This window comes from Natronoarchaeum rubrum, assembly GCF_024494695.1.
On the sequence record NZ_JANHDP010000002.1, the window covers coordinates 326,563 to 351,360 of the forward strand.

The 24,798-nt window shown below is 67.5% G+C and carries 25 protein-coding genes; 11 read left to right on the top strand and 14 right to left on the bottom strand.

Annotation, left to right across the window (positions count from 1 at the left end):
• Positions 1 to 16: 16 nt before the first annotated feature.
• Together NO931_RS05805 and NO931_RS05810 are read left to right on the top strand one after the other, a co-directional pair.
• Positions 17 to 811: an electron transfer flavoprotein subunit beta/FixA family protein gene (locus NO931_RS05805; protein WP_256392044.1), complete on the top strand. Its 795-nt coding sequence runs from the start codon at positions 17 to 19 to the stop codon at positions 809 to 811.
• A complete protein-coding gene (locus NO931_RS05810; RefSeq protein ID WP_256391690.1) occupies positions 808 to 1,770 on the top strand; it encodes an electron transfer flavoprotein subunit alpha/FixB family protein in 963 nt (320 codons plus the stop codon). Before NO931_RS05805 ends, NO931_RS05810 begins: the two co-directional genes overlap by 4 nt.
• 104 nt (positions 1,771 to 1,874) lie before the next feature.
• On the opposite strand, the gene NO931_RS05815 is transcribed toward NO931_RS05810, so the two are convergent.
• From NO931_RS05815 to NO931_RS05825, 3 genes are all read right to left on the bottom strand, one after another.
• Entirely contained in the window at positions 1,875 to 2,117 is a 243-nt protein-coding gene (locus NO931_RS05815; RefSeq protein WP_256391691.1) for a HalOD1 output domain-containing protein, read from the bottom strand.
• Positions 2,118 to 2,274: 157 nt separating this feature from the next.
• Complete coding sequence (locus NO931_RS05820) at positions 2,275 to 2,739, bottom strand: Lrp/AsnC family transcriptional regulator (protein ID WP_256391692.1); 465 nt, start codon at positions 2,737 to 2,739, stop codon at positions 2,275 to 2,277.
• Between the two features lie 86 nt (positions 2,740 to 2,825).
• Positions 2,826 to 3,158: a DUF7344 domain-containing protein gene (locus tag NO931_RS05825; RefSeq protein ID WP_256391693.1), complete on the bottom strand. Its 333-nt coding sequence runs from the start codon at positions 3,156 to 3,158 to the stop codon at positions 2,826 to 2,828.
• Positions 3,159 to 3,510: 352 nt separating this feature from the next.
• Between NO931_RS05825 and NO931_RS05830 the strand changes: the two genes are divergently transcribed.
• On the top strand, positions 3,511 to 4,794 hold the full coding sequence (locus NO931_RS05830; protein ID WP_256391694.1) for a cation:proton antiporter domain-containing protein: 1,284 nt from the start codon (positions 3,511 to 3,513) through the stop codon (positions 4,792 to 4,794).
• A 141-nt stretch (positions 4,795 to 4,935) separates the two neighbouring features.
• Here the strand turns inward: NO931_RS05830 and NO931_RS05835 are convergent, their stop codons facing one another.
• The 3 genes from NO931_RS05835 to NO931_RS05845 all read right to left on the bottom strand — a co-directional run bounded on the left by NO931_RS05835 (position 4,936) and on the right by NO931_RS05845 (position 6,826).
• Entirely contained in the window at positions 4,936 to 5,130 is a 195-nt protein-coding gene (locus tag NO931_RS05835) for a cold-shock protein (RefSeq protein WP_256391695.1), read from the bottom strand.
• Between the two features lie 196 nt (positions 5,131 to 5,326).
• Positions 5,327 to 5,911 (bottom strand): hypothetical protein, encoded by a 585-nt coding sequence (locus NO931_RS05840; RefSeq protein ID WP_256391696.1) that lies wholly within the window; start codon positions 5,909 to 5,911, stop codon positions 5,327 to 5,329.
• Between the two features lie 57 nt (positions 5,912 to 5,968).
• The gene (locus NO931_RS05845) at positions 5,969 to 6,826 is read right to left on the bottom strand and encodes an alpha/beta hydrolase (RefSeq protein WP_256391697.1); all 858 of its coding nucleotides are present in this window, start codon (positions 6,824 to 6,826) and stop codon (positions 5,969 to 5,971) included.
• Between the two features lie 109 nt (positions 6,827 to 6,935).
• On the opposite strand from NO931_RS05845, the gene NO931_RS05850 reads away from it, so the two are divergent.
• A complete protein-coding gene (locus NO931_RS05850) occupies positions 6,936 to 7,241 on the top strand; it encodes a 2Fe-2S iron-sulfur cluster-binding protein (protein ID WP_256391698.1) in 306 nt (101 codons plus the stop codon).
• Positions 7,242 to 7,280: 39 nt separating this feature from the next.
• Here the strand turns inward: NO931_RS05850 and NO931_RS05855 are convergent, their stop codons facing one another.
• Complete coding sequence (locus NO931_RS05855) at positions 7,281 to 7,961, bottom strand: RNA ligase partner protein (protein WP_256391699.1); 681 nt, start codon at positions 7,959 to 7,961, stop codon at positions 7,281 to 7,283.
• A 44-nt stretch (positions 7,962 to 8,005) separates the two neighbouring features.
• The gene (locus NO931_RS05860; RefSeq protein WP_256391700.1) at positions 8,006 to 9,715 is read right to left on the bottom strand and encodes a sensor histidine kinase; all 1,710 of its coding nucleotides are present in this window, start codon (positions 9,713 to 9,715) and stop codon (positions 8,006 to 8,008) included.
• A 206-nt stretch (positions 9,716 to 9,921) separates the two neighbouring features.
• On the opposite strand from NO931_RS05860, the gene NO931_RS05865 reads away from it, so the two are divergent.
• Positions 9,922 to 11,031: an RNA ligase gene (locus tag NO931_RS05865; protein WP_256391701.1), complete on the top strand. Its 1,110-nt coding sequence runs from the start codon at positions 9,922 to 9,924 to the stop codon at positions 11,029 to 11,031.
• 86 nt (positions 11,032 to 11,117) lie between these two features.
• Complete coding sequence (locus NO931_RS05870) at positions 11,118 to 11,513, top strand: DUF5811 family protein (protein ID WP_256391702.1); 396 nt, start codon at positions 11,118 to 11,120, stop codon at positions 11,511 to 11,513.
• Between the two features lie 206 nt (positions 11,514 to 11,719).
• Here the strand turns inward: NO931_RS05870 and infB are convergent, their stop codons facing one another.
• On the bottom strand, positions 11,720 to 13,525 hold the full coding sequence (infB, locus tag NO931_RS05875; RefSeq protein ID WP_256391703.1) for a translation initiation factor IF-2: 1,806 nt from the start codon (positions 13,523 to 13,525) through the stop codon (positions 11,720 to 11,722).
• Between the two features lie 205 nt (positions 13,526 to 13,730).
• On the opposite strand from infB, the gene NO931_RS05880 reads away from it, so the two are divergent.
• From NO931_RS05880 to NO931_RS05895, 4 genes are all read left to right on the top strand, one after another.
• On the top strand, positions 13,731 to 14,048 hold the full coding sequence (locus NO931_RS05880; RefSeq protein WP_256391704.1) for a 30S ribosomal protein S24e: 318 nt from the start codon (positions 13,731 to 13,733) through the stop codon (positions 14,046 to 14,048).
• 1 nt (position 14,049) lies between these two features.
• Positions 14,050 to 14,184 carry a 30S ribosomal protein S27ae gene (locus NO931_RS05885; RefSeq protein ID WP_097009620.1) on the top strand — a complete coding sequence of 45 codons (135 nt, stop codon included), beginning with the start codon at positions 14,050 to 14,052 and terminating at the stop codon, positions 14,182 to 14,184.
• Positions 14,185 to 14,203: 19 nt separating this feature from the next.
• Complete coding sequence (locus NO931_RS05890) at positions 14,204 to 15,826, top strand: bifunctional N(6)-L-threonylcarbamoyladenine synthase/serine/threonine protein kinase (RefSeq protein WP_256391705.1); 1,623 nt, start codon at positions 14,204 to 14,206, stop codon at positions 15,824 to 15,826.
• Positions 15,827 to 15,948: 122 nt separating this feature from the next.
• Positions 15,949 to 16,395, top strand: coding sequence for a response regulator (locus tag NO931_RS05895; RefSeq protein WP_256391706.1), 447 nt, complete (start codon positions 15,949 to 15,951; stop codon positions 16,393 to 16,395).
• Between the two features lie 26 nt (positions 16,396 to 16,421).
• On the opposite strand, the gene NO931_RS05900 is transcribed toward NO931_RS05895, so the two are convergent.
• The 4 genes from NO931_RS05900 to NO931_RS05915 all read right to left on the bottom strand — a co-directional run bounded on the left by NO931_RS05900 (position 16,422) and on the right by NO931_RS05915 (position 23,422).
• Positions 16,422 to 17,084 (bottom strand): cyclase family protein, encoded by a 663-nt coding sequence (locus tag NO931_RS05900; protein WP_256391707.1) that lies wholly within the window; start codon positions 17,082 to 17,084, stop codon positions 16,422 to 16,424.
• A 73-nt stretch (positions 17,085 to 17,157) separates the two neighbouring features.
• Positions 17,158 to 19,074: a cation:proton antiporter domain-containing protein gene (locus NO931_RS05905; protein WP_256391708.1), complete on the bottom strand. Its 1,917-nt coding sequence runs from the start codon at positions 19,072 to 19,074 to the stop codon at positions 17,158 to 17,160.
• 149 nt (positions 19,075 to 19,223) lie between these two features.
• Positions 19,224 to 21,212, bottom strand: coding sequence for an AMP-dependent synthetase/ligase (locus tag NO931_RS05910; protein ID WP_256391709.1), 1,989 nt, complete (start codon positions 21,210 to 21,212; stop codon positions 19,224 to 19,226).
• A gap of 128 nt (positions 21,213 to 21,340) precedes the next feature.
• Positions 21,341 to 23,422, bottom strand: a complete 2,082-nt coding sequence (locus tag NO931_RS05915; protein WP_256391710.1) for an AMP-dependent synthetase/ligase — start codon at positions 23,420 to 23,422, stop codon at positions 21,341 to 21,343.
• Between the two features lie 158 nt (positions 23,423 to 23,580).
• On the opposite strand from NO931_RS05915, the gene NO931_RS05920 reads away from it, so the two are divergent.
• A complete protein-coding gene (locus tag NO931_RS05920; protein ID WP_256391711.1) occupies positions 23,581 to 23,853 on the top strand; it encodes a hypothetical protein in 273 nt (90 codons plus the stop codon).
• Here the strand turns inward: NO931_RS05920 and NO931_RS05925 are convergent.
• Positions 23,835 to 24,746, bottom strand: coding sequence for an MBL fold metallo-hydrolase (locus NO931_RS05925; protein WP_256391712.1), 912 nt, complete (start codon positions 24,744 to 24,746; stop codon positions 23,835 to 23,837). The two genes, NO931_RS05920 and NO931_RS05925, sit on opposite strands and share 19 nt — an antisense overlap.
• Positions 24,747 to 24,798 lie beyond the last annotated feature (52 nt).

A 24,798-nucleotide genomic window follows, 5' to 3' on the forward strand; every position in this document is an offset into this window, starting at 1 on the left:
CGTGACACGTACAATGATGAAGATTCTGGTCACCGTCAAGGAGGTGGCGGCGGTCGCCGACGACTTCGAGATCGAGGGGACCGAGATCGGCGAACAGTATCGCGAGTACGACCTCAACGAGTGGGACGACTACGCGATCGAGTCGGCCGTCCAGCTCGCCGAAGCCGGCGACGACGTCGAGGTCGTCACCGCGACGATCGGACCCGAGCGCAGCGAGGAGACGATCCGGATGGCGCTGGCGAAAGGTGCCGACCGCGCGATCCGAGTCTGGGACGACGCGCTGGCCGACGCCGAGACGCTCGACGTCGGCTCGAAGGCCGAGATCCTCGCTGGCGTCGTCGAGGCCGAGGACCCCGACCTCGTTCTCTCGGGCGTTCAGGCTGAGGACGACGCGTTCGGCGGCACCGGCGTCGCGCTCGCCGAGCGCGTCGGCTACGGCTGGGCCGCGGTCGTCAACGCTCTCGACCTCGAACCGGGCGCGGACGTCGCGTCGGTCCGGCGCGAGCTGGAGGGCGGCGTCGAGGAGCTGACCGACGTCGACCTGCCCGCGGTGCTGACGATCCAGACGGGGATCAACGAGCCCAGGTACGCGAGCCTGCGCGGCATCCGGCAGGCCCAGTCGAAGGAACTCGACGTGCAGACGCTCGCTGACATCGGGCTCGACGCCGCGGCGGCCGACAGCCGCCTCGACGTGGTCGACATGTTCGTCCCCGAGACCGACAGCGACGCCGAGCTGTTCGAGGGCGACGCGGGTGAGAGCGCCGCGAAGCTTGCGACCACTCTCCGCGACAAGGGGGTGGGCGCGGAATGAGCGACGTACTCGCCGTCGCGGAGCACCGCCGCGGCGACCTTCGGGACGTGAGCCTCGAACTGCTCACCGCCGGGCGACAGCTCGCCGACCAGACCGGCGGCGACCTGCACGCCGCGGTGATCGGCGGTACCGTCGACGAGTTCGCCGAGAAGCTCGACCGCGAGGGCGTCGACCGCGTCGTCACCGTCGCCGAGGGCGAGGAGTTCAACCACGACGTCTACCTCCAGTCGGTCGAGCAGCTCGCCGCCGCCGTCGATCCCGCGGTGGTGCTGACGCCCAACAGCGTCAACGGACTCGACTACGCGCCCGCGCTGGCCGAATCGCTGGATCTACCGTACGTCTCGGACGCGGTCGATCTCTCGCTCGACGGCGACGCGCTCACCGCCGAGCGCGAGATGTACGGCTCGAAGGTCGCGACGACCTGCGCGGTCGACGCGAGCGACGGCGTCGTCGCGACGATCCGCGGCGGCGAGTGGCCCGCGGCCGAGGGCACCGGCGGCGCCGCGATCGAGTCCCTCGAAGTCGAGATCGACGAGTCGCGCGTGTTCTCCTCCGTGACCGGTTTCGAGGAGGTCGGCGGCGGCGACGTCGACATCAGCGAGGCCGACGTGCTGGTCTCGGTCGGGCGCGGCATCGAGGAGGAGGAGAACATCGACCTGATCCGCGATCTCGCGGACGCGCTGGACGCGACGCTGTCGGCGTCCCGCCCGATCGTCGACAACGGCTGGCTCCCCAAGAACCGGCAGGTCGGCCAGTCGGGCAAGGTCGTCACGCCGGACGTGTACATCGCGATCGGCATCTCCGGCGCCGTCCAGCACGTCGCCGGCATGAAAGGCTCCGATACGATCGTCGCGATCAACACCGATCCCAGCGCGCCCATCTTCGACATCGCGGACTACGGCATCGTCGACGACCTGTTCGACGTGGTGCCGGCGCTGATCGAGGAGTTCGGGAACTAGTCGCGGTAGCGAGCGGTCGGGTTTCTCCATCTTTGCGCGAGCGGTGGCCGAGCGTGCCGAGGCTCCCGAGGCAGAAAAAGTAGTCGCGAAGCTCGATCGCTCCGTCAGTCCTCGACCGAAACGTCGCCGTCGCCGCTGACCCGCACGTCGTAGCCGCAGTACTCGAACGCGACCGTCCCCTCTGGCCCGATCGACTCGGTCACGTCGTCCAGCGCCTCCGGATCGACGACGTCGTACAGCGGCGGCGTGAGCTGGGTTGGCGCCTCACCCTCCGCATTTGATATCGACTCGATTATTTTTTCGGAGACGGTTCGAGGAGGATCTCGGTCGAGACCTGTACTGCTCATCGTCCTACATCAGACGGCCCGTAGTCAAAAACTTGTCGGGCATAAAACATTTCCGGCGTACGGCCCCGTACGTCGGATACATTTCCACAGTAGCGATATTCCGTGGACAATTGTGAATCCGCGGTTCCCCCGGCTCCCGTCGGCGACCGAACGTCCGCTACGGCGTCTCGTCGCCGAAGCCGCCGAGCGGCTGGGCTTCCTCGTCGCGGAGTACCTCGGTCCGCGTGATCTCGACGCCTCGTTCGTCGAGGGCGTCGAGCCGCCGCTCGATCTCCTCCTGCGTCGCGGCGACCAGTTCGATCAGCACGTTCTCCTCGTCGGTCGCGAGCCGGCGGACGCAGGTCACGCCGTCGACGGCGAGCGTCGCATCGACGGAGAACTCGTCGTCGATCGCGGTGCCAAAGAGGATCATGTGGGGATCGAATCCGGCCTGCCGGTAGTCGATCATCGGCGCGTACCCCTCGATGACCCCCTCGTCCTCGAGGTCGTTGATCCTCGCGGCGACCGTGCTAGACGCCAAGCCGACGCGCTCGGCGATCTCTTCGGTCGTGACGTTTCGCGCGTCGTCGGCCAGCGCGCGCAGGATCTTTCGATCCAGTTCGTCGAGGTTCTCCGGAGGCATTCGATACCGGTCGTTGGTGGACCGGAACAATAGCAGTTGGGTCTGGTCACGCTGAATCCGGGGCCGCGGACTCGCGCGGCGCCCGCTCAGTCGCCGCTCGGCTGTTCGATCGTCTCGGAGACCGAGAGGATCGCCGAGAACTCAGCCGGGCTACCCGTGACCTCGACGACCTCCTCGTCGGGATCGTACTCGACGAACTCGGCGTCGGACGCCTTCGGCAGGTGCTTGTGCTCCAGTTCGAGTTCGACGTTGCGATACTCGTCGGAAAGGTCGAGGTCGGTCGGGTCGTCTTCCCACTCGTCGATCTGTTCTGCGAGTTCGTCGACGGGGATCGGCTCCTCGCGCTGCTCGAGGTAATACAGGGCGTACCGCCGTCGTTCCTCGCTAAGCAAGTCGAAAATCCTGCTCAAGGATGCCATCGTGCCGAGTAACGCGACGGTACGGAAAGAGGGTTTTTGCGGGGTGGCGGCGGACAGGTGGCCCGCCGGTCGAGAGATAGTACCGCTTCCGGGCCGGCTACGAGCATCGGCGGCGGATCGGGCCGGTGGACGCCGACGCTGAATCGGCGCAGCCGGCCGAGGTTTCCGCCCGGTCTGGCTTCCCTTACTCTGCGATCGGCGCGTAACGACGCCTTACTGAACGTCAATCGCGTCGGCGAACGAGCCGACCCGGTCGAACGATCCGTCGACAGTCCCGATCACGCCTCCGGTCGTGCGCTCGGCGTGTTCTCGGACGACGTGTATACTCGTTCGGGCGGTCGGAGCCGACGCGATGTCGGTCGTGGTATTATTGGCGCCGGCGTCGTTGCTCCAGTCGTCGATGCCCGACCTGAACGTCGTTGTTCTCCTATTCGGGTCGTTGACGCTCGTTCTGAGCCTGTTTAGCGGCTTTCTCAAGGAACGAATCTACGTCGTCACCGACCCGCTGGTGGCCACCCTCTTCGGCGTCGTCATCGGCCCGGTTGGTCTGGGACTGCTCGTTCTTCCCGCGGGCTGGGAGCCCCTGATCGTCGTCGAGCAGATCGCCCGTCTCACGGTCGCACTCGCGGTGACCAGCATCGCGCTTCGACTCCCCCAGTCGTACGTCCGGCGCCGGGCGCGATCGCTCGCGGTGTTGCTCGTCCCCGGGATGACCGCCATGTGGCTCCTCAGCGGACTGTCGGCGTACGTCGCGATCGGCGTCTCCTTCTGGACGGCGATGCTGATCGGCGCGGTCGTGACGCCGACCGACCCCGTGATCGCGAACACGATCGTCACGGGGCGGCTCGCGGAGGCTAACATCCCGGACGGCGTCCGCCGGCTCGTCTCCGGCGAGTCCGGCGCGAACGACGGGCTCGCCGCGCCGTTCGTCCACCTCGGCATCCTCGCGGTCCTGCACCCGTTCGGGGCGGCGCTCGCGGAGTGGGTCCCGACGACGTTCGTCCGTGAACTCGCCATCCCGATCGCGGTCGGCGCGGGCGTCGGCACCGCGGCCGGGGTCGTCGAACGGTGGACGAGCGAACAGCAACTGGCCGACGAGACCTCCGTCCTGACGGTGACGGTCGCGCTCACGTTCGCGGTGCTCGGCGCCGTCACCGTGCTCGACGGCGGCGGGATCCTCGGCGTCTTCGTCGCGGCGCTGGCGTACAACTGGTGCGCCGACCCGACCGACGAAGCCCGCGAACAGCAGGTCACAGAGGTGTTCAACCGCCTGTTCAGCTACCCGGTGTTCGTCCTGTTCGGCATGGAGATCCCGTGGCGCGAGTGGACCGCGCTGGGCTGGCGGGGGCCGGCGCTGGTCGTCGCGGTCCTGCTGGTGCGGCGCCTCCCGATGGTGCTCGCGCTGGGGCCGCGGATCCATCCGCTCGATACCCGCCGCTCCAGACTGTTCGTCGGCTGGTTCGGCCCGATCGGCATCGCCGCGCTGTACTACGCGACGCTCGCGGCCCGCGAGACGGGCGCCGAGGTCGTCTGGGTCGCCGGCAGCCTCGTCGTCGCCGGATCGCTGCTCGTCCACGGCATCTCCGCGACGCCGCTGACGCGGTGGTACGGCGAGCGCGACGCCGACGCTCGGTGAGCTATCGCGAGGGCGGGCGCCCTCCGAGACAGTTCGGGATCGGCGCGCGCGGCGGGCGACCCGTCGCTATCGCTCGTCGACGTAGCGCTGAAAGAAATGGTGTCTGTAAAAGCCGCGGTAAAGCGACCGATTAGTACCGAATTACAGCCGGGTGAGGTTCGTCGCGCGCGGACCCTTCGGGGCCTGCTCGATGCTGAATTCGACTTCCTGTCCCTCTTCGAGGTCCTCGCCGCCGACGTCCTCCATGTGGAAAAACACGTCGTCGTCTTCCTCGTCCGTCTCGATGAAACCGTAGCCGCCTGTGTCGTTGAAGAAATCAACGTTTCCTTTCGCCATTACACCCTAACGAAGTCCCGGACCACGGATAATGGTTCCGGTACGTTCGCCAGAGCAGAAAATTTCTGAACGAGTGGTGTAGTATTAGATGTTAGGGAGTACACTTGTCTATGCACGGTCGCAAGATGGGGCCCATAGTAGCGGATACGGACAGATGAACCCGCCTTTCCTCTGAATCGGAAGTTCGAAGCGGCAGTCACAGTAGCCCGGCGTCCAGCTCGGTGACGACGATCGTCCCGTCGACCAGCACGACGATCCGGACCGCCAGCAGCTCGATCGTCGCGACCGGCGCTTCGGCGTCGCCGCCGTCGCTCGCGGTCGCGTCGTCGAGCGAGAACGCCACCGAACTCGGTTCCGCGTCGGCGTCGGCGAGTCGCTCCGCGGCGTCTGCGGGGACGCCTTCGAGGACGCCCTCGACGGTAAACGAGATTCGCCCGACGCCGCCCGCCAGCTCGGTCGGATTCGCCGCGGCGCTGCCCGAGTCGGGCGCCGCGTCGACCGCGCTGGACGTCGCCTCGTTCGGTAGTTCGACGCCGACGTCGACGGCCTCCAGTCGCAACTCGGCGTCGCTCGCGACGTCGATCGCCACGCGCTCGTCGCCGGCCGCGAATGCGACCTCGACCGGCGTCAATCTGGCGTCGACGAACGGTTCCAGGGCGTCGCCGCCCGCTCGAAGCACCCCCTCGACCGCGAACGTGACCGTCTCTTCCCCGTCGACGGTCACCGCCGCGTCCGTGATTCGCACGCCGTACTCGTTCTGAACGTCGATCCTGACTACCACGGTTCTCCCCCGCCTGTGGGTGACGCGCTCGGCGAGCAAGTAGCTACGTGCGCGGCGCTACGCTCCGTCGAGTAAAAACCGCGCCGCGTCCGGAAACCGCCGCGCCCAGGCGTCCTCGTGGTGGACGGCGCCGTCTTCGAGGACGAACTCGAGTTCGTCCTCGCCGTACCCCAACTCTTCGAGCAGGTCGACCATCTCGCGGGCTTCCTCGCGGTAGCGCGCCGAGAGCTCGGGACTGTCGGGCATCTCGTCGCCGCCGACGTCGATGTAGAGCCGTCCCGGAACGTGGGACTGCTCGGCGACGTGCTCGAAGATCTGCCCTTCCGTCCACCAGAACGCGGGGCTCATCACGCCCGCGAACCCGTACAGGTCGGGGTACTCGAAGTAGCCGTAGAGGCTGACGAGCCCGCCGAGCGAGGACCCGGCGAGGCCGCGGTGTTCGCGGCTCGTCTTCGTCCGGAAGCTGTCTTCGACGGCCGGAACGACGCGTTCGGCGAGGAACGCCAGATACTCGTCGGCGTCGCCGCCGGACAGCTCCTCGGGATCGTAGGGTGCGTCTTCGACGCCGGCTCCCGTCGGCTCGACGGGGCTGTACTCCGACCCCCGACCGTCGTCCGCGTTCGGAATCCCGACGACGATCGCCTCCAGCCCCTCGTCGGCGAGTTCCTCCATGGTCTCGTCGACCCGCCACTCGCCAGAGTGGCTCGTCCGGTCGTCGAACAGGTTTCGGCCGTCGTGCATGTACAGGACGGGATACTCGCGGTCGTCGGTATCGTACGACGGCGGCAGGTACGCGAGGAGTTCGGTTTCGCGGTCGAGGCGCTCCGAGAACAGTTGCTCCGAGACGCGCACGTCGCCCGTGACGGTCGGGTCGTCGGAGAGGTCGTACTCGCGCCAGTCGAGGCTGTCGGTCATTCGAGACGCGATTATCGCTCTCCGTATCAATCCTTTCCGGTCTCCGCGAGCGCGGTCGCGCTGCGTCCGAGCCTCCAGTTACTTGATCGTCACGTCCGTTAGTACGACTATGCCCACGGTAGAGTTCCGCGGCGCGGAGATCGAGTGCGAAGAGGGCCAGATTCTCCGAGACGTGCTGCTCGACGCCGGCGAGACGCCGCACAACGGTCTTTCGAGCCGGCTTAACTGTCACGGGATGGCGACGTGCGGGACGTGCGCGGTCGAAGTCGACGGCGCGGTCGGCGACCGCACCGCCGCCGAGGAGCGGCGACTGTCCTTCCCGCCGCACGATCCGGACGACGGCCTCCGCCTCGCCTGCCAGACGACGGTTCGCGGCGACGTCTCGGTGACGAAACACGGCGGGTTCTGGGGCTAGAACGTCGAGGAGTAGCCGCCACGACGCCGCCCGGCGCCGTCAGTTTGCGTCGGTCCCGGACTCGTCGATCTCCTCGACGGCCCGCAGGTACTCCCGGAGAAGATCCGGAAACTCGCGTCCCCGCAGGTACCGCAGTCCGAAGTCCTCGGTCCATGCGATGATCCCCCGGTCTTCGGTGACGACGCCGGCGCCGAGTTCCCGCCCGAGCACGAGCAGGTCGAAATCCTCCCGGGAGTCTAACACGCCCCGCCGGAGCGCACTCCGGTACTTGTCCCGCAGGTCCGAGACGATCTGGTCGGCGTCGGTCATGTGCTCGTGATCCTCGACCGGTTCGTCGGATGTCGCCTCGGCGCGCCGGACCGCGTCCTCGGCGACTCGGAGGCCGCGGTCGACGCGGTCGCTCATCTCGTCGACGAAGCGGTAGACGACGTTCGCGGGGATCGACACCTCGTAGCGGTCGGGATGCTTGCGGATCACCCAGGTGTTGAGCTTCGAGAACACCTCGTCGTCGACGTTGCGGTCCGCGAGCATCGTCGTCAGCTCGTCGTGGATCGTCGGCGGCACGTAACAGGAGATGCCGAGCCGGAGCCGCGCCTCCGCGATCAGGTCGAGCAGGTCGAGCAGGGCCTCCTGCAGCGACTCGTCGTCACCCCGGATCTCGTCGGTCAGGAACATCGACGTGTCGAGGACGAACCGCTGCTTGAACGGATCGCCGGGCATACCTCCACCTAAGCCGCCAGCGGGCAAATAGCTGTGTCTCGGCGTCAGGATCTCGACACCGTCGCCGCCAGCTGGACCCCGACGAACTCGAATCTGGCCCCGCCGGAAGACTCGCTCCGCTCGTCTTCCGGGGATTGCGAACCGTCGGTTTCCTCACCCCCCTCGGCGCTCTCGGTCACCCTCACGGTCCAGTCGTGGGCGTTGGCGATCTTCGTGACGATTTCGAGACCGAACCCAGTGCCGTCTTCCGAGGACGTGACGCCGGCTTCGAGGACGCGCTCCCGGTCCTCCGCGGGGATGCCGGCCCCGTCGTCCTCGACGTAGAACCCGTCACCGTCTTCGAGTTGTCCGACGGTGATGGTCACGTCCGAGCCGCCGTGTTCGACGGCGTTACGAAGCAAGTTTTCGAGGAGCTGCTGGAGTCGGCTCTCGTCCGCGATCACCCGGAGATCGTCCTCGACGGCCAGCGTCGCCGCGGCCGTGTCGACGCGCCTCCAGCACTCTTCGACGGTCGCCGCCAGCGACACCGGCTCGGTGTCGCCGATATCCTCGCCCTCTCGTGCGAGCGTCAGCACGTCCTCAATGATGGCGTCCATCCGATCGAGGCTCTCGTCGATCGCCTCCAGTTCGTCGCTGTCTCGGCGTTCGCGTTCGATGTCGAGATACCCCTGCGCGACGTTCAGCGGATTTCGGAGGTCGTGGGCGACGATGCTGGCGAACGCGTTCAAGCGTTCGGTCTCTCGCTCTAGCTCCCGCCGGTATCGTTCGGCTTCGGTGACGTCGTCGATCCGCAACAGCTCGCCGATCCGGACTTCGCCGGCGGTAAACGGCGACGTCGACAGCTGGTAGTAGCGCGTGCCGTCCGGGGCGTCGCGTTCGAGCACTGCATCCTCGGCGTCGATGCGGTCGGCGACGGCGGGCAACACGTCGTCGAGCGGCCGTCCGGCGGCGTCGTCCAGGGCGGGAAACAGCTCGCGGGCGAGGTGGTTGAACTCGCGAACGCGCCGGTCCTCGTCGAGGTAGACGACGGGATCGTCGTCGTCGCCGGCGAGCTGGATCGCCTCGAACCCGTCGAGGTAGAAAAACAGGACGCCGACGGCGAAGGCGGCGACGCCGATCGGCTCGTAGGTCGTGTTCAACAGCAGCGGGTGGGTCACCCCGATCACGTCCGCGACGGCGGGCAGTCCCGTCAGGGTCACCAGCGCCACGAACGGCCCGGCGTCGTAGTCGACCTGCAGGAACCGTTCGATCAGCATGAAGTAGCCGACAAAGGAGAGCGCGTACGCCAGCGCCATCGCCAGCCAGTGGGCCAGCCCCGGCTCGATAGCGAGGTACCGAAACGGCGTCGTCTCCCACGTCGCCGCGTAGTAGATCCCGTGTATCGGGTTCGTGAGTTTCACCAGCACGATCCCGGCGAAGACGGCGACTGCGGTCCGGCGGATCCACGGCATCCGGTGGAGCACTCGGCCGGTGTAGGCCGAACAGAAGTACAACCACGCGCCGACGGCGGCGAGCCCCGTCGAGAGCCCGAGCACGAAAAACGCGAGTCTCGCCGACCGCATCGGAACGAGCAGGTAGCCGACGTGCGAGACGGACCAGCCGCCACACAGCACCAGCAACGCGGCGAGCCCCCGTCGCGTGTCGGGATCGGTGATCCGTCGGGTTCGATAGAGACTCGCAAAGCAGAGTACCCCCGTTCCCCCGAACGCGACGACGTAGGCGGCGAGCAGCAGGTCTGCACCGAAGAGCGACACGATGATCTATACTTATAAGAGAACGCATATATAAATTGTCGTACTTATTACGGACTCTTCTCTGAAACGATCGCCCTCTACGACGAACGGGCCGAGATTCCTCAACTGGCGCCGCCTCGAATGTACTCACACTGAAACGTCCGGTCGGGTGACGGCCACGGTCGACTAATGTATGGGACGTCGTAGCTACGCCGGGGGAGAGACCAGTGGAGTACCACCGAACGCTCGGGCTATCGCCGGACGCCTTCGAGACCGTACTCGACCACGTCGAGCGGGCGAGCTACGAGGGCACTGAGTACCGCCACGTCCCGGACTATCGCCGTGGCGTCGAGCGCGGGACGGTGCTGTTCGACGGCGAGGTCGTCCGCGGGTTCCCGAAGGTTCCCCGGACGCTCGTCCTCGCGGCGGGCGTCCCGCAGCAGTTCGACGGCCCCGTCGCCGTCGAGGAGAAACTCGACGGGTACAACGTCCGCGTCGCCCGGCTCGACGGCGACGTGCTGGCGTTCTCGCGGGGCGGGCTGGTCTGTCCCTACACGACGTGGTTCGTCGAGCGCGAACTCGACCTCGACGGGCTGTTCGACGACCACCCCACCGCTGCGGTCTGCGGCGAAGTGATCGGTCCCGAAAACCCCTACACGGCACGCGACTACCCGGACGTCGATTCGCTGGCGTTCCGCGCGTTCGACTGGCGCGACCGCGAGTCGGGCGACCCGCTCGACGTTCGCGAGCGCCGCGAGCGCTACGGCGAGTACGGCGTCCCTCAGACCCGATTGTTCGGCGTCTACGACCCTGACGACGCCGCGGCCGACCTCCGGGAGATCGTCGACGAGCTCGACGCCGACGGTCGGGAGGGTATCGTGATGAAGTCGCTCGACGGCACGAGCCAGCTGAAGTACACCACGTCGGCGGCCAACCGCGGCGACCTCGCGTACGCCTTCTCCCTGCCGTTCGACTACGGGCAGTCGTTCATGTTCCGCCGACTCATCCGCGAGGCGTTCCAGTCGATCGAGTGGGACGAGTCACCCGCGGCCGCCAACGAACGCGCTCGGGCGGTCGGCGAGGCGATCGTGCTGTCGATGACCGACGCCATCGAGCGGATCGCGGACGGCGAGGCCGTCGGCGAGCGCCACACGGTCCGGGGCGATCCCGACGCGATCGACGCCCTGCTCGCCCACCTCGACGAGCAGGGCCTGACGATCGACGTGGAAGCCGACGATCGAGCGGACGGCGAGCGCGTCGTCACGTTTTGCAAGCGCGTCCAGTCGACCAACGACAAGATCCGAGGCTACCTCGACGGGCAGATCGTCCGGGAGTGAGGGCGGCCCGCTCCGATCCCGCCAAAAAACCGTCGGGGACCGAATCTTTTTACACGCCGGTTCCCTACGAGGGGTGAGAACTGTTCATGAACGGAAACACGCCGTACGCAGGGTCTCCCGGCATCACGCAGGCTGGTAAGCGCGCCGCCGCCGATCTCCCCGAACTCACAGGCGAGCAGAAGCGCGCGCTCCGCCGGGACGTCTCGCGGATCGCCGCCCAGACCCGCGCGTACCTTCCCGACGAGTACGTCGTCGACTCCGACGTGAGCCAGGCCGCCGGCGGCCCGCGTGCGACCGTCGCCGTCCAGCCCCCGGTCGGGCACCCCGTCAGCGCCGGCTTCTCGCCCGAGAACGATGATCTGGAGTCCGATTCGCTGATCGACGACGAGGACCGCAGCGAGGTCGCCCGCGGGCTGGCCGCCAGCGCCGCCCTGCAGGTCAAGCAGGCCGTGCAGGACGACGTGATGCCGACCGCGCGGTAACTGCTGGAGTTCCGTTTCTGTCGACCGTCGTTTGACGCCGAGTTACGGCGTTCCTCGTCTGAGTCTGAGCGCCGGCGTTGGCTCGTCTGGACGCCGATCTTCGGAACCGCGTTGCAGTACGTCGAATTGCGGCGTCGCGACGTGATGCGGTCGCTCGTAGGAACTGATTTGCGATCGCGAGAAGGTGCGTCCTCTTGGCTTGTCGCTTATTTGCCCCAGAACGGGTCACGCCGCCGGTGCTTGTCCAGATACATCTGGAGCGCGTCGCGCTCGTCCGGCGGGATGTCGTCGACGAGTTCCTGTTCGAGGATCTTGGCGTGCTTCTCGTGGAGTTCGGTCCACAGCTCGTCGCCCTCCTCGATCTGGCGCCCGACGGTGGGACCGTCGATGGCGATGCTGACGCGATCGCCCTTGCGGGCCTCGTCGACGTCGTCGCCCTCCTTCTGGATGCCCTTGAGCTGGCCGATGCGCTCGGGCTCCTTGCCGTCGAAGGCGACGACGTTGGTGTTGTTCTGGAGCGTGCCGGCGAGAATCTCGACGCCGACGACCGCCGGGTCGTTCTGGCGGAACGTGTGATCGGGGAGGATCTGGAACCGGCTCGGGCGCGTGATGTTTTCGAGGACGGCCTCCTGCTGGGCCTGCTCGCGCTCCTCGACGAACTCCTCGTACTCCTCGATCAGTCGGTAGATCACGTCGCTCTGGAAGATCCGAACGTCGTCTGACTCGGCCTGCCGTCGGGCGTCGGACAGCACGTCGACGTTGAACGCCAGGATCGCCTCGTGCATCGGGTCCTCGGCCGTGCTGGCGACCGAGATGTCCCGCGGCGCCACGTCGCCGACCTCCGCGCGGACGATCGGGATCTCGGCCTCGCCCAGCGCGTTGGCCATCGCTTCGAGGCTGCCGAGCGTGTCAGCCTTGACGACCAGGCCCTGTTCCTGGGCGTCGACGGCGATGTCGGCCAGTTCGGCCTGGACCTCCTCGACGACCTCGTCGATCTGGCGGTCGCGGACCACGCGGACGGGCGCGCCCGACATCGCGCGATCGAGGTCGGGTGCGGCGATCTTGATCCCCGAGGCCGCCTTGAGCTGGTCGACCTTCTCGAAGCGGCTCTCGGTGCGGATCTCGGCGAGCGGGCGGGGTTTCAGCAGCGCGCGGACGTCGGTGACGATCGGATCGCCGGAGCTGCCGACGACGATCGTGTCGTCTTCCTCGACGACGCCGTCGTACAGCACGACGTCGATCGTCGATCCGAAGCCCTTCTCCTCTTTGACCTCCAGAACTGTGCCGACGCCGGGCCCCGAGACGTCGATCGCCATCTCGTCTTTCATGTAGCGCTGGGAGAGGCCCATCATCACCGTCAGCAGGTCCGGAACGCCTTCGCCGGTCATCGCCGAGACCGGGACGACGCCGACGTTGTTCTGGAAGTCCTGGACGCGCCAGTACATGTCCGCCGAGAACCCCTTGTCGGAAAGCTGGCCGATGATCTCGTAGAGCTTCTCGTCGACGTCTCCGCGCACGCGGTCGCTCTGGCGCTCCAGAGACTGCTGGATCGGGGCGTTCTCCTCGGAGTTCCAGCCGGGTACCGTGTCGACCTTGTTCGCGGCGACGATGAACGGCGTCTGGGATTGGGCGAGGATCTCGATCGCCTCCTCGGTCTGGGGCTGGAACCCGTCGTTGACGTCGACGACGAGGATGGCGATGTCCGCGAGCGCCCCGCCGCGCGAGCGCAGCGTCGTAAAGGAGTGGTGCCCCGGCGTGTCGATAAAGAGTAGGCCGGGCAGGTCGAAGTCGTCGGGGTCGACCAGATCGCCGGCGATCCCGGAGATGACGTCCAGCGGGACGGCGGTGGCGCCGATGTGCTGGGTGATCGCCCCGGCCTCGCCCTCGATGACCGCCGAGCCTCGGACTTTGTCGAGCAGGCTGGTCTTGCCGTGATCGACGTGACCGAGGACGGCCACGATCGGCGTTCTGAGAGAGGATGCCGCGGATTCGGGGGGTTCGGTGTCCGACATGGTAACCACCAGAGAAGGTTGTTGTGTGGAACTTTGCGGCGCGGCATTTAGTTCCATCGTCACGCCCTGGTCCTCGTCAGGCGGTGACGAGGACCGAACGCCGCGATTTCGAGCGCTGCGCGCGGTAGCCGCGCCCCGGAATCGTCCCCTCCGTTCGAAATCCTTTTACGCGCTTCGGGGGCAACCTAGAGACAACTGAGTACACATGGACGTCGAAATCATTGACGAGGACGAGAACCCGATGTTGCACCGCACCGACGTGACCTTCCGCATCACCCACGACGACGCCACGCCCGAGCGCCTCTCGGTCCGCGACAGCCTCGCGGCGAAGCTCAACAAGGACGCCGGCGAGGTCGTCGTCCGCAGCCTCGACACGAAGTTCGGGATGCGCAAGACGATCGGCCAGGCGAAGGTCTACGAGACCTCCGACCACGCCAAGGACGTCGAGCAGGACCACATGCTCGAGCGCAACAAGATCACCGCCGGCGAGGACGGCGACGCCGAAGAGGCGGAGGAGGCCTAACATGCCCCGACACGAGCTCTACGACGACGACGGCACGACCGACCGCGAGCAGTGTCCCCGCTGTGGCGACTCGTTCCTCGCGGACCACGGTGACCGCCTGCACTGCGGCAAGTGCGGGTACACCGAGTGGGAGTAGCGGGCAGTAACGACCCACCATGCGCGTTCTCGGGATCGAAGGGACGGCCTGGGCAGCCAGCGCCGCGATCTACGATTCCGAGGTCGACGACGTTTTTATCGAGACCGACGCCTACCAGCCCGAGAGCGGCGGCATCGATCCGAGCGAGGCTGCCGAGCACATGCGCGACGCCATCCCGACGGTCGTCGACGCCGCGCTCGCCGAAGCCGCCGATCGGGCTCCCGATGCCGAGCCGATCGTCGATGCAGTCGCGTTCTCCCGGGGTCCCGGCCTCGGCCCGTGCCTGCGGATCGTCGGCACCGCGGCGCGCTCGCTGGCGATGACGCTCGACGTGCCGCTGGTCGGCGTCAACCACATGGTCGCTCACCTGGAGATCGGCCGCCACCAGTCGGGATTCGACTCGCCGGTCTGCCTGAACGCCAGCGGCGCCAACGCCCACGTGCTGGGCTTTCACGACGGTCGCTACCGCGTGCTCGGCGAGACGATGGACACCGGCGTCGGCAACTCCCTGGATAAGTTCACCCGTCACGTCGGCTGGTCCCATCCCGGCGGCCCGAAAGTCGAAGAGGCCGCGAACGACGGCGAGTACACCGACCTGCCGTACGTCGTCAAGGGGATGGACTTCTCCTTCTCGGGGATCATGAGCGCCGCCAAGCAGGCCTACGATCGGGGCGTCCCGGTCGAGGACGTCTGCTACTCGCTCCAGGAGACGATCTTCGCGATGCTGACCGAGGTCGCCGAGCGCGCGCTCTCGCTGACCGGCAGCGACGAGCTCGTGCTCGGCGGCGGCGTCGCGCAGAACGCCCGGCTGCGGGAGATGCTCGCGGCGATGTGCGAGCAGCGCGGCGCCGACTTCTTCGCGCCCGAGCCGCGATTTCTCCGGGACAACGCTGGGATGATCGCGGTCCTGGGCGCGACGATGTACGAAGCGGGGGACACCATCGAGATCGAGGACTCGCGGATCGATTCGGACTTCCGGCCGGATCAGGTGCCCGTGACGTGGCGCGAAGGGGAGAGCGTCGCCCGCGTGCCGACGAGCGACGGGGACGTCGGCGACGAACTTCGCGGCGCCGAAGCCACGGTCGAGATCGAGGCCGACCGCGTCGTCAAGCGCCGGGTTCCCAAGCGCTACCGCCACCCCGATCTCGACGAGCGACTGCGCCGCCAGCGCACGACGCTGGAGGCGCGGCTCACCAGCGAGGCGCGACGCCACGGCGTCCCGACGCCGCTGGTTCGCGACGTCGACCCGCGCGAGGCCACGATCGTCTTCGAGCACGTCGGCGACGCCGATCTGCAGGCCGACCTGACCGTCGACCGCGCGCGGGCGGTCGGGCGTCACCTCGCGGCGCTCCACGGCGCCGGGATGGTCCACGGCGATCCGACGACGCGGAACGTCCGGGTCGATCTGGCGGACGGCCCGGGCGGTGACGGCGTCTACCTCATCGACTTCGGCCTGGGGTTTTACACCGACGCCGTCGAGGACTACGCGATGGACCTCCACGTCTTCGCCCAGAGCCTCGACGGCACCGCCGAGGACCCGGCCGCGATGCGCGCGGCCGTCGAGGACGGCTACGCCGACGCCGGCGACGACGCCGTGATCGAGCAGCTGCGCGAGATCGAGTCCCGCGGCCGGTACCGGTGACCGCGAGCCGCGGAGCATCGCGTACTATTCGCGTATAGAGGATCAAAGCGCCGCGTACAGGAACGTACGCGGGTAGTACGCGCAACCGCGGCGTTATGACGTCTCGCCCGCTACTCGCTGCAATGGCCTCGGACGACGACCAGATCGACATCCTCCTGATCGAGCCGAACGCCGCCGACACCCGCCTCTTCACGGAGCAGTTCAAAGACGCCAAACTCACCAACAACCTCCACGCCGTCTCCGACGGCGAGGCCGCAGTCGAGTTCGTCCGCCAGCGCGGCGACCACGCGGCGACGCCGTGTCCCGACCTCATCCTGCTCGAACCGAACCTCCCCGGAAAGACCGGCAGGGACGTACTCTCGGAACTGAACGGTGATCCGCAACTGAGCGAGATTCCCGTCGTGGTCCTGACGAGTTCGGACGCCGAAGAGGAGATCGTCAAGTCCCACGGCCTCGACGCCGATCACTTCATCCGCAAACCGATCGAGCCGGCGGAGTTCATCGACTTCGTACGGACGATCGAGGACTTCTGGCTCGCCATCGTCCAGAAATCCGCCGCCGGCGACTGAGAGCGGTCCGTGTGTCCGCGCTCCCATCACGGTTCGTCGACCCGCGCCACCGCCCGTGCCGGCGCGCCGTCGGCGTCCGGGATCGGAAGCGGGTAGGCACAGAGCTCGAAGCGATCGGGTGGCGCGCCGAGGTTTCGGAGATTCTCGACGAGCAAGCAATCGCTTCCCAACAGCGCGCGGTGGGCGGGGAACCCCTCAGGTTCGTCCGTTCGTTCCGTAGTCGGCTCTTGGCGCGGGGTCGGATCGACGTTCGGCGTATCGACGCCGACGTGAAATCCCTGCTCCGCGAGCCACACCGCGGCGTCCGACGACAGGTACGGGTGATCGAGGTAGCGGTTCGTTCCCCAGTGCTCGCTCCAGCCGGTCCGGACGACCAGCAGGTCGGCGTCGGTCGGCGCCGCCGCGACGGCGTCGCGGCCGATCGGCTCGCGGGCGCCGTGGTCAGTGCAGTCGATCCGGACGGCGTCGAACGCGAACGTCGAGAGGCCGACCTCGTCGAGGTTTCGGCCGTCCGGGAGGAGGTGACTCGGCGCGTCGACGTGCGTGCCGCTGTGGCTGCCCAGCGCTAGCTCGGTGACGCGATAGCCGTCGCTCTCGTGGGTGGCGTGTGGCGTCACGGACACCGCCGGATCGCCGGGGTAGGTCGTCCCCTCGGCGTCGAGCGACTGCGAGAGGTCGTAGGTCGTCACTGGAGCGGTGTACGCCGGCCGGCGTGCTAAGCGTTCGGACGAGGCGCGAGAACCGAGGGACGCGGAGCGCGGCTCAGTCGTGGGGATGCCACCGCTCCAGCGCGGTTCGGACGGCGTCGGTCTGTCCGATCACGGTGATGTGGTCGCCGTGCTCCAGCGTGAAGTCGTCCTCCGGGATGCGGCTGTCGCCGTTCCGGCTGACCAGCGCGATGAGGGCGCCGCTGGGGACCTCGTCGCCGAGTTCCTCGATCGTCGTCCCCGTGAGGTGCTCGGCGGTGACCTCGATCTCCTGAACGTCGCCGCTGCGGCCGAGCTCGGTCATCCAGTTCGACAGCGCCGGTCGCTCGATCAGGTTGTCGATCGCCCACGCGGTCGCCAGCGACGAGGAGACGGTCTCGACGCCGAGATCCTCGAACGCGTCGACGTTGCTCGGCTCGTTGACGCGGGTGATCACCCGATCGACGTCGAACTTCGAGCTGGCGAGCTGGCCGACCAGCAGGTTCGCGTCGTCGTCGCCGGTCGCGGCGATGACGGTCTTGGCGTGGTCGGCGCCGGCGGCTTCGAGCACCTCCGAGTCGGTGCCGTCGCCCGTGTGGACTGTGAACCCGCGTTCGCGGGCGTTTTCTATGCTCTCCTTCCTGTCGTCGACGATGACGACGTTCTCTCCGCGGTCTTCGAGGCGCTCGGCGAGCGCGAGGCCCACCCGACCGCCTCCGACGATGAGTACGCGCATTGGTAGTACGTCAAGTGCTTCCGCGATCCGCCTCGCGAGGCCGCCCTGAAAGACGACCGTCAGCAGGATGGTCAGGAAGACGGTTCCGAGCAGCAGGTTCGCCTCCTCGGCAAGTACCGGATTGTTGGTGTCGGCCGCCAGCGTCTGGAGTTCCAGCGCGAACAGGGTCGCGACCGAGGCCGGAATGATTCCGCGCGGTCCGACCAGCCCGACGAACAGGCGCTCGTTTCTGGTGAAGCGATCGCCGGCCGTGGAGATCCACGCCAGCGCCGGGCGGATCACGACCCCGACGAGGACGACGACGAGCAGCCCTCGCCAGCCGACCTCCGCGAGCGTTGCGAACTCGATCTGGGCGGCCAGCGCGATGAACACGAACGACAGGACGATCAGCGTCATGTCGCCCTTGAACTCCTCGATCTGTTCCTCGTAGGGCACGTCCGCATTGCCCAGCAATATCCCGGCCGTCGCCGCCGCGGCGACGCCGGCCTCCTTGGCGATCGTGTTCGCCGCGGCGTACGCGACGATCGCGCCCGCCAGCGTCAGCAGGCGGGCGTGCTGGGGCGCGCTCCCCCGCGAGAGGTCGACGTGCTCGAAGAGATACCACAGCACGAGCGCGACGACCCCCCCGACGATCAGCCCGGCGCCCAGTCGCTCGAAGAACAGCGAGAGAAACTGGACGTCCTCCAGGCGCTCGGCGGTGACGCCCTTGAACACGACGATCGCGAGGATCGCCGCCGTCACGTCGTTGACGATCCCCTCGACCTCCATGGCGGCGGCCACCCGATCCCGGACGGGGACGACTTCGAGGATCGGCGTGATGACGGTCGGCCCGGTCGCGACCAGCAGCGCGCCGATGAGTAGCGATATGTCCCACGCCGCGGGTAGCAGGAAGTGGACGGCCGCGCTGGTGGCCAGAAAGGCGATCACCGCGCCGATCGTGACCAGCCTGAGCGCCGCGGTCGGCGCCGTCCTGATCTTGTCGAGCTTGAGGTGAAAGGCGCCCTCGAACACGATGATCGCGACGCTGATGCCGACGATCGCCGAGAGCGTCTCGGGCGCGAAGTGGATGACGTCGAACCCTTCCGGTCCCATGGCGACGCCCGCCAGGATCAGAAACAGCACGCTGGGCACCTGGAACCGGTCGGCGATCACCTGTGCCCCGATGCCGACGGCGATGATCGCGGCGACGACGATGACGACGTTCGACTGGCCGCCGGTCTCCTGTAGCGGGACCAGCGCTCCGAGCGCGGCGCTCACCGTCGATCACCGCTGTTCCGCGGTATCAGGCTCGATCCGTAGCTCTCGAAACGATCCACACCGGATCCAAGGAAGGCCACTCTCAAACCGGTTTCCCATCCGACAGTCGATTCCGGAAACGAGCGCCGGCGTGGCGACGCCCCCGCCGGTCACTCGGCGGGCGCCGGTTCGGAGTCGGATTCATCGGCGCTCTCGTAGATGTCGGTGACCTGATCGTCGAACCGATCGAGGATGTTGCGGCGTTTCTTCTTCATGGTGGGCGTCATCAGGTCGTTGTCCTCGGTGAACTCCTGGCCGACCAGCCGGAACTCCTTGATCCGCTCGTGGGCTTCGAACTGCTCGTTGATCTCGTCGACCTCGCGCTGGATGCGCTCGCGGACCCGATCGTCGGCGGCCAGTCGGTCGGTCGCGGGCAGATCGTACCCCTCGCGGTCGGCCCACTTGCGCAGCCCCTCGACGTTCGGCACGACCAGCGCGGCGATGAACTTGCGGCCGTCGCCGACGACCAGACACTGCTCGACGACCTCGCTGGAGGCGAAGGCGTCCTCGATCGGCGCCGGCGCGACGTTCTTGCCCGTCGACAGCACGAGAATCTGTTTGACGCGCTCGCGGAACACGAGGTAGTCGTCGGGCCGTTGCTGGACGACGTCGCCGGTCCGGAACCAGCGCTCGCCGTCGATCTCCGCGAACGCGGCGTCAGTCTTGTCGGGCTTGTTCCAGTACCCGTCGGTGACGTTGGGGCCCTTCACCAGCAGTTCGCCGACCTCGCCGATCGCGTCGGTGAACTCCCCTTCCGGCGCGATCGACGTGTCGATCTTCACGTCGACGTCGGGTAGCGGCGGGCCGATCGTGCCGATCTTGGGATCCTCGGGCGGGTTCGTCGAGACGACGGGCGCGGTCTCGGTCAGGCCGTACCCCTCGTAGATCGGCAGGCCCATCCCGTGATAGAGCCGGCACAGCTCCGGCGAGAGCGTCCCGCCGCCGCTGTTCATCAGCTCCAGCTCGCCCCCGAGCGCGTCGCGGACGTCCGAGAACACCAGCTTGTCGGCGACCTTCATTTTGAGCTTCAGCCCGATCCCGGGTCGCTCCTCGCGCTGGTAGGCCTGGCTCACGCCGGTCGCCCACTCGAAGATGCGGGCCTTGAGATCCGACTCCTGGGCCTGCTCGCGGATCGCGTCGTACATCTTCTCGTAGACTCGCGGGACGCTCGTCGCCGCGGTCGGCCGGATCGCCTGGAAGTCGTCCCGCAGCGTGTCCGGGCTCTCGGCGTAGGCCACCGAGGCCCCGACCGCGAACATCAGGAAGTGTCCCACCGTGCGCTCGTAGACGTGCGCGAGCGGGAGATACGAGACGGCTCGCGTCTCGTGGTCGATCGAGGCCAGCGACGCGTCCCGGTCCGGGCGGGGCGCGACCCGCCGATAGATCTGGGTGACGTTGGCCCGCAGGTTCCGGTGGGTGAGCTTCACGCCCTTGGGCTGGCCGGTCGTCCCCGACGTGTAGATCAGCGTCGCCAGGTCTTCCAGTTCGCGCTCGTCGAGCCACGACTCGTAGGCGTCGGCGTCGAACCGATCTGCGCCCCGCTCGTACACCTCGTCGAGGGTGTAGACGCCGTCCTGATCGTGGTACTCGGGATCGAGCTCGTCCATCGCGACCACGAACTCGATGGCGAGGTCGTCGGCCACCCGCAGCACGCGTTCGAGGTGGTCCTGCGACTCGACCACGACGCCGGTCGCGCCGGGATCGTCGAGCAGGTACTCCACCTGCTCCGGCGAGGAGCCCTCGTAGATCGTCGTGACGACGCCGCCCGCGGCCAGCAGCGCGAAGTCCGACTGGGCCCACTCCATGCGGGTGTCGGCGAAGATGCCGACGCGATCGCCCGATTCGACGCCGAGATCGCGAAAGCCCGCCGCGAGATTGCGGACGATTCCGCGCATCTCGTCGTACGCGATCGACGCGTACTCGCCGTCGGGCGCCGGGTCGACCGCGACGCCGGCGAGCGACCGGTCGTAGATCCCGCCCTTGTACCGCTGGGCCGTCCGATCGCCGTGGCGATCCGCGGCCGCCTCGAACGTCCGCGGGAGGGTGGTCAGCTCCGTTACCTCGTCCTCGAACTCCCGTTCCGCGTCACGCCAGCTCATACCTTGGATGTCAATCTCTCTCTATAATAATAAATCAGTGGGATGTTTTCGACGGTCGCGTACCGGCCGACAGCAACCAGCGTACCTATCACTCAGCTAAAAAGAGGGCAGTCGGCGTCGCGCCGTCGTTACTCGTACATCGAGTCGATCTCGGTCTCGAATCGGTCGAGGATGTTGCGGCGTTTCTTCTTCATGGTGGGCGTCATCAGGTCGTTGTCCTCGGTGAACTCCTGGCCGACCAGCCGGAACTTCTTGATCTGCTCGTAGCTCTCGAAGTTCTCGTTGACCTCGTCGACCTCGCGCTGGATGCGCTCGCGCACGCGGTCGTCGTCGCCGAGCGCTCCCTCGTCGTCCGGAAGGTCGATGCCCTCCGCGTCGGCCCACTTGCGAAGGCCGTCGAGGTTCGGAACGACGATCGCGGAGACGAACTTGCGGCCGTCGCCGACGACCATGCACTGCTCGACGATCTCGCTGGAGGCGAAGGCGTCCTCGATCGGCGCCGGTGCGACGTTCTTGCCCGTCGACAGCACGAGAATCTGCTTGGCGCGCTCCTCGAACTCGATGTACTCGTCCGGTCGGAGGTGGACGACGTCGCCGGTGCGGAACCAGCGCTCGCCCGCGTCGGCAGCCTCGGCCGACCCGCCGTCGGCTTCTGCCGGCCCGCTGTCGCCGTTACCCGGCTCGGAGCCGGCCCTGCTGTTCTCGGCGGACGCCGCGGCGTCGGCGGCGTCGCCCGCGAGTTCGGCGTCCGTCACGAACGCCGACTCGGTCTCCTCGGGCTTGTTCCAGTACCCCTCGGTGACGTTGGGGCCCTTCACGAGCAACTCGCCGACCTCGCCCGCCCGGTCGGCGAACTTCTCCTGGGGGACGATCGACTCGTCGACGCGCACGTCGACGTCGACGACCGGCGGACCGATCGTCCCGACTTTCGGCTCCTCGGGGGGATTGACCGCGATGACTGGCGCGGTCTCGGTCAGACCGTACCCTTCCATGATCGGCAGCCCCATCCCGTGATAGAGGGCGCACAGCTCCGCGGAGAGGCTGCCGCCGCCGCTGATGAAAAAGTCGATCTCGCCGCCCAGCGCCTCCCTGACCTGATCGAACACGAGCCTGTCCGCGACTTTCCGCTTGGCTTCCAGCGCGATGCCGGGGGAGTCGGCCTCGTGGTACGCCCGTCCGACGTCGGTCGCCCACTCGAAGATCCGGGCCTTGAGGTCCGACTCTCTCGCCTGCTCGCGGATCGCGTCGTACATCTTCTCGTAGACCCGCGGGACGCTCGTGGCTGTCGTCGGCCCGACGGACTGGAAGTCGTCTCTGAGCGTGTCGGGGCTTTCGGCGTAGGCGACGCTGGCGCCCGACGCGAACATCAGGAAATGCCCCGCGAGACGCTCGAACACGTGCGCGAGCGGGAGGAAGGAAACGGTGCGGGTTGTCCGGTCGATCGCCTGCGCGTCGTCCTTGTCCGGTCGCGGGCCGTACCTGGCGTACACCTGATTGACGTTCGACCGGAAGTTGGCGTGGGTGAGCTTCACGCCCTTGGGCTGGCCCGTCGTCCCCGACGTGTAGATCAGGCTCGCGAGATCCTCGGGGTCGCGCTCGTCGAGCCAGGTCTCGTACTCGTCGGGATCGAACAGTTCGGCGCCCCGGTCGTGGACCTCGGCGAGCGTCAGGATATCGTCGCGGTCGAACGCCTCGTCGCGCCTGTCGATCTCGTCCATCACGACGATGAACTCCAGATCGAGCTCGTCCTCGACGGCCAGCACGCGATCGAGCAGCTCCTCGTTTTCGACGACGACGCCGGTCGCGTCGGGATCGTCGAGCAGGTACTGGGCCTGCCGGGGCGACGAGCCGGTGTAGACCGTCGTGACGACGCCGCCGGCCGCCAGCAGCGCGAAGTCCGACTGGGCCCACTCCATGCGGGTGTCGGCGAAGATGCCGACGCGCGTGCCGGCCTCGACGCCCAGATCGCGAAAGCCAGCCGCGAGGTGGTGGACGATATCGCGCATCTCGGCGTAGGGGATCGATCGGAACTCGTCGTCCGGCGCCGCCGGGAGCACCGTCTCGGTCAGCGATCGGTCGTAGATGCCGCCCTTGTACCGCTGTGCGGGCCGGTTCTCGTTGCGCTCGGCGCTCTCCTCGAACATCCGGGGGAGCGTCGTCATCCCGATTACCTCGTCCGAAAAGTCCCGTTCCGCCTCTCGCCAGTTCATGTGCATGTCAACGCTCCCCGTTCATGATAAAAGGTCCTGAACTGGCAGGGCGTGTATAGTTGTGGGTTCGCGTCCGGCGCGTATCGATCGCTCATGGCGGTCGACATCGACTACGTAACCGACGTTTATATGCTCCCGAGATAGATGTGAATCTATTGATGGCTGGCGTCGTGGATGTTCTCATGGCGATGTCGGTTCTGACGCTTCTCGGGATCGCGGTTCTCGACCGCGTTCGGGGCGAGTCGCTGCAGCGTCAGGTGGGTACCGCGCTGCTCGGCGTCGGACTGGGCGTCGGCCTGTTTGCCGGGGTGTTTCCGAGCGATTTTCGCATCGCCGCGGCGACGCTCGGCTTCGTGCTCGTCAACGTCGGCGGGTACGCGCACTATCGCGACGTGCGACGAAGTGCGAACGGCTACGACGAGTCGAGGTAGCCCAGCACGCCCCGGACGTTCATCCCCGTCTCCGCCCTCGCTTTGTGCTCGCCCCAGATCTCGATCAGGTCCGAGTCGACGGTCTCGGCGAAGTGCTCGACGACGGCGTCGTCGTCCGCCCGCTCGGCGCGTTCCTCCTCGACGGCAGCGACCCACTCCGCGAGCACGTCGGCGTACTCGTCGAGCACGTCGTCGGTCGGGCACGGTCCGAAGTGACCGAACAGCAGCGTCTCGACGCCGAGTTCCTGTAGCATCTCGACGTCGTCGAGCGCCGCCTCCAGATCGAAGTTCGAGGGGGGCGACGTCGGCTCGATCCGGTCGAGCGAGGGCACCCAGATGCCCGCCGCGTCGGCCGTGAAGACGGCGTCGTTCGCGGGGTCCTCGTAGACGACCTGGTGGGGGGCGTGGCCCGGCGCGTGGTGCGCGATCAGTTCGTGATCGCCCAGATCGATCGCGTCGCCGTTGGAGAGTTCGACGATCCGATCCTCGGCGATCGGCCGCGGTTCGACGTAGTACTGCCACTGGTCGCCGACCGCGCGCTTGGTCCCCTCGACGAGTCGCTCGGGGTCGACGAGGTGGCGCGCGCCGATCTCGTGGACGTACACGTCGGCGTTCGGGCAGTCCCGCGCGAGAAAGCCCGCGCCGCCCGCGTGGTCGAGGTGGACGTGCGTGACCGCGATCACCTCGATGTCGGCGAGCGAGAGGCCGACCGACTCGATCGCGTCGACGATGCGCTCGTAGTTCGTGCCGAGCCCGGTGTCGATCACCGCGGGGCGCTCGGCGTCGAGCACGTACACCGAGCCGTACTCGGGCGAGTCGTACATCCCCGTGTCGACGTAGTGCAAGTCCTCGCAGCTCCCGGTCGTCGCCTCGAAAACGTCGCCTGCTGCCATACCTTGACGCGCGTCCCCCGGCCTCAAAGAAGTTGGCGCGCCGGAACCCGTC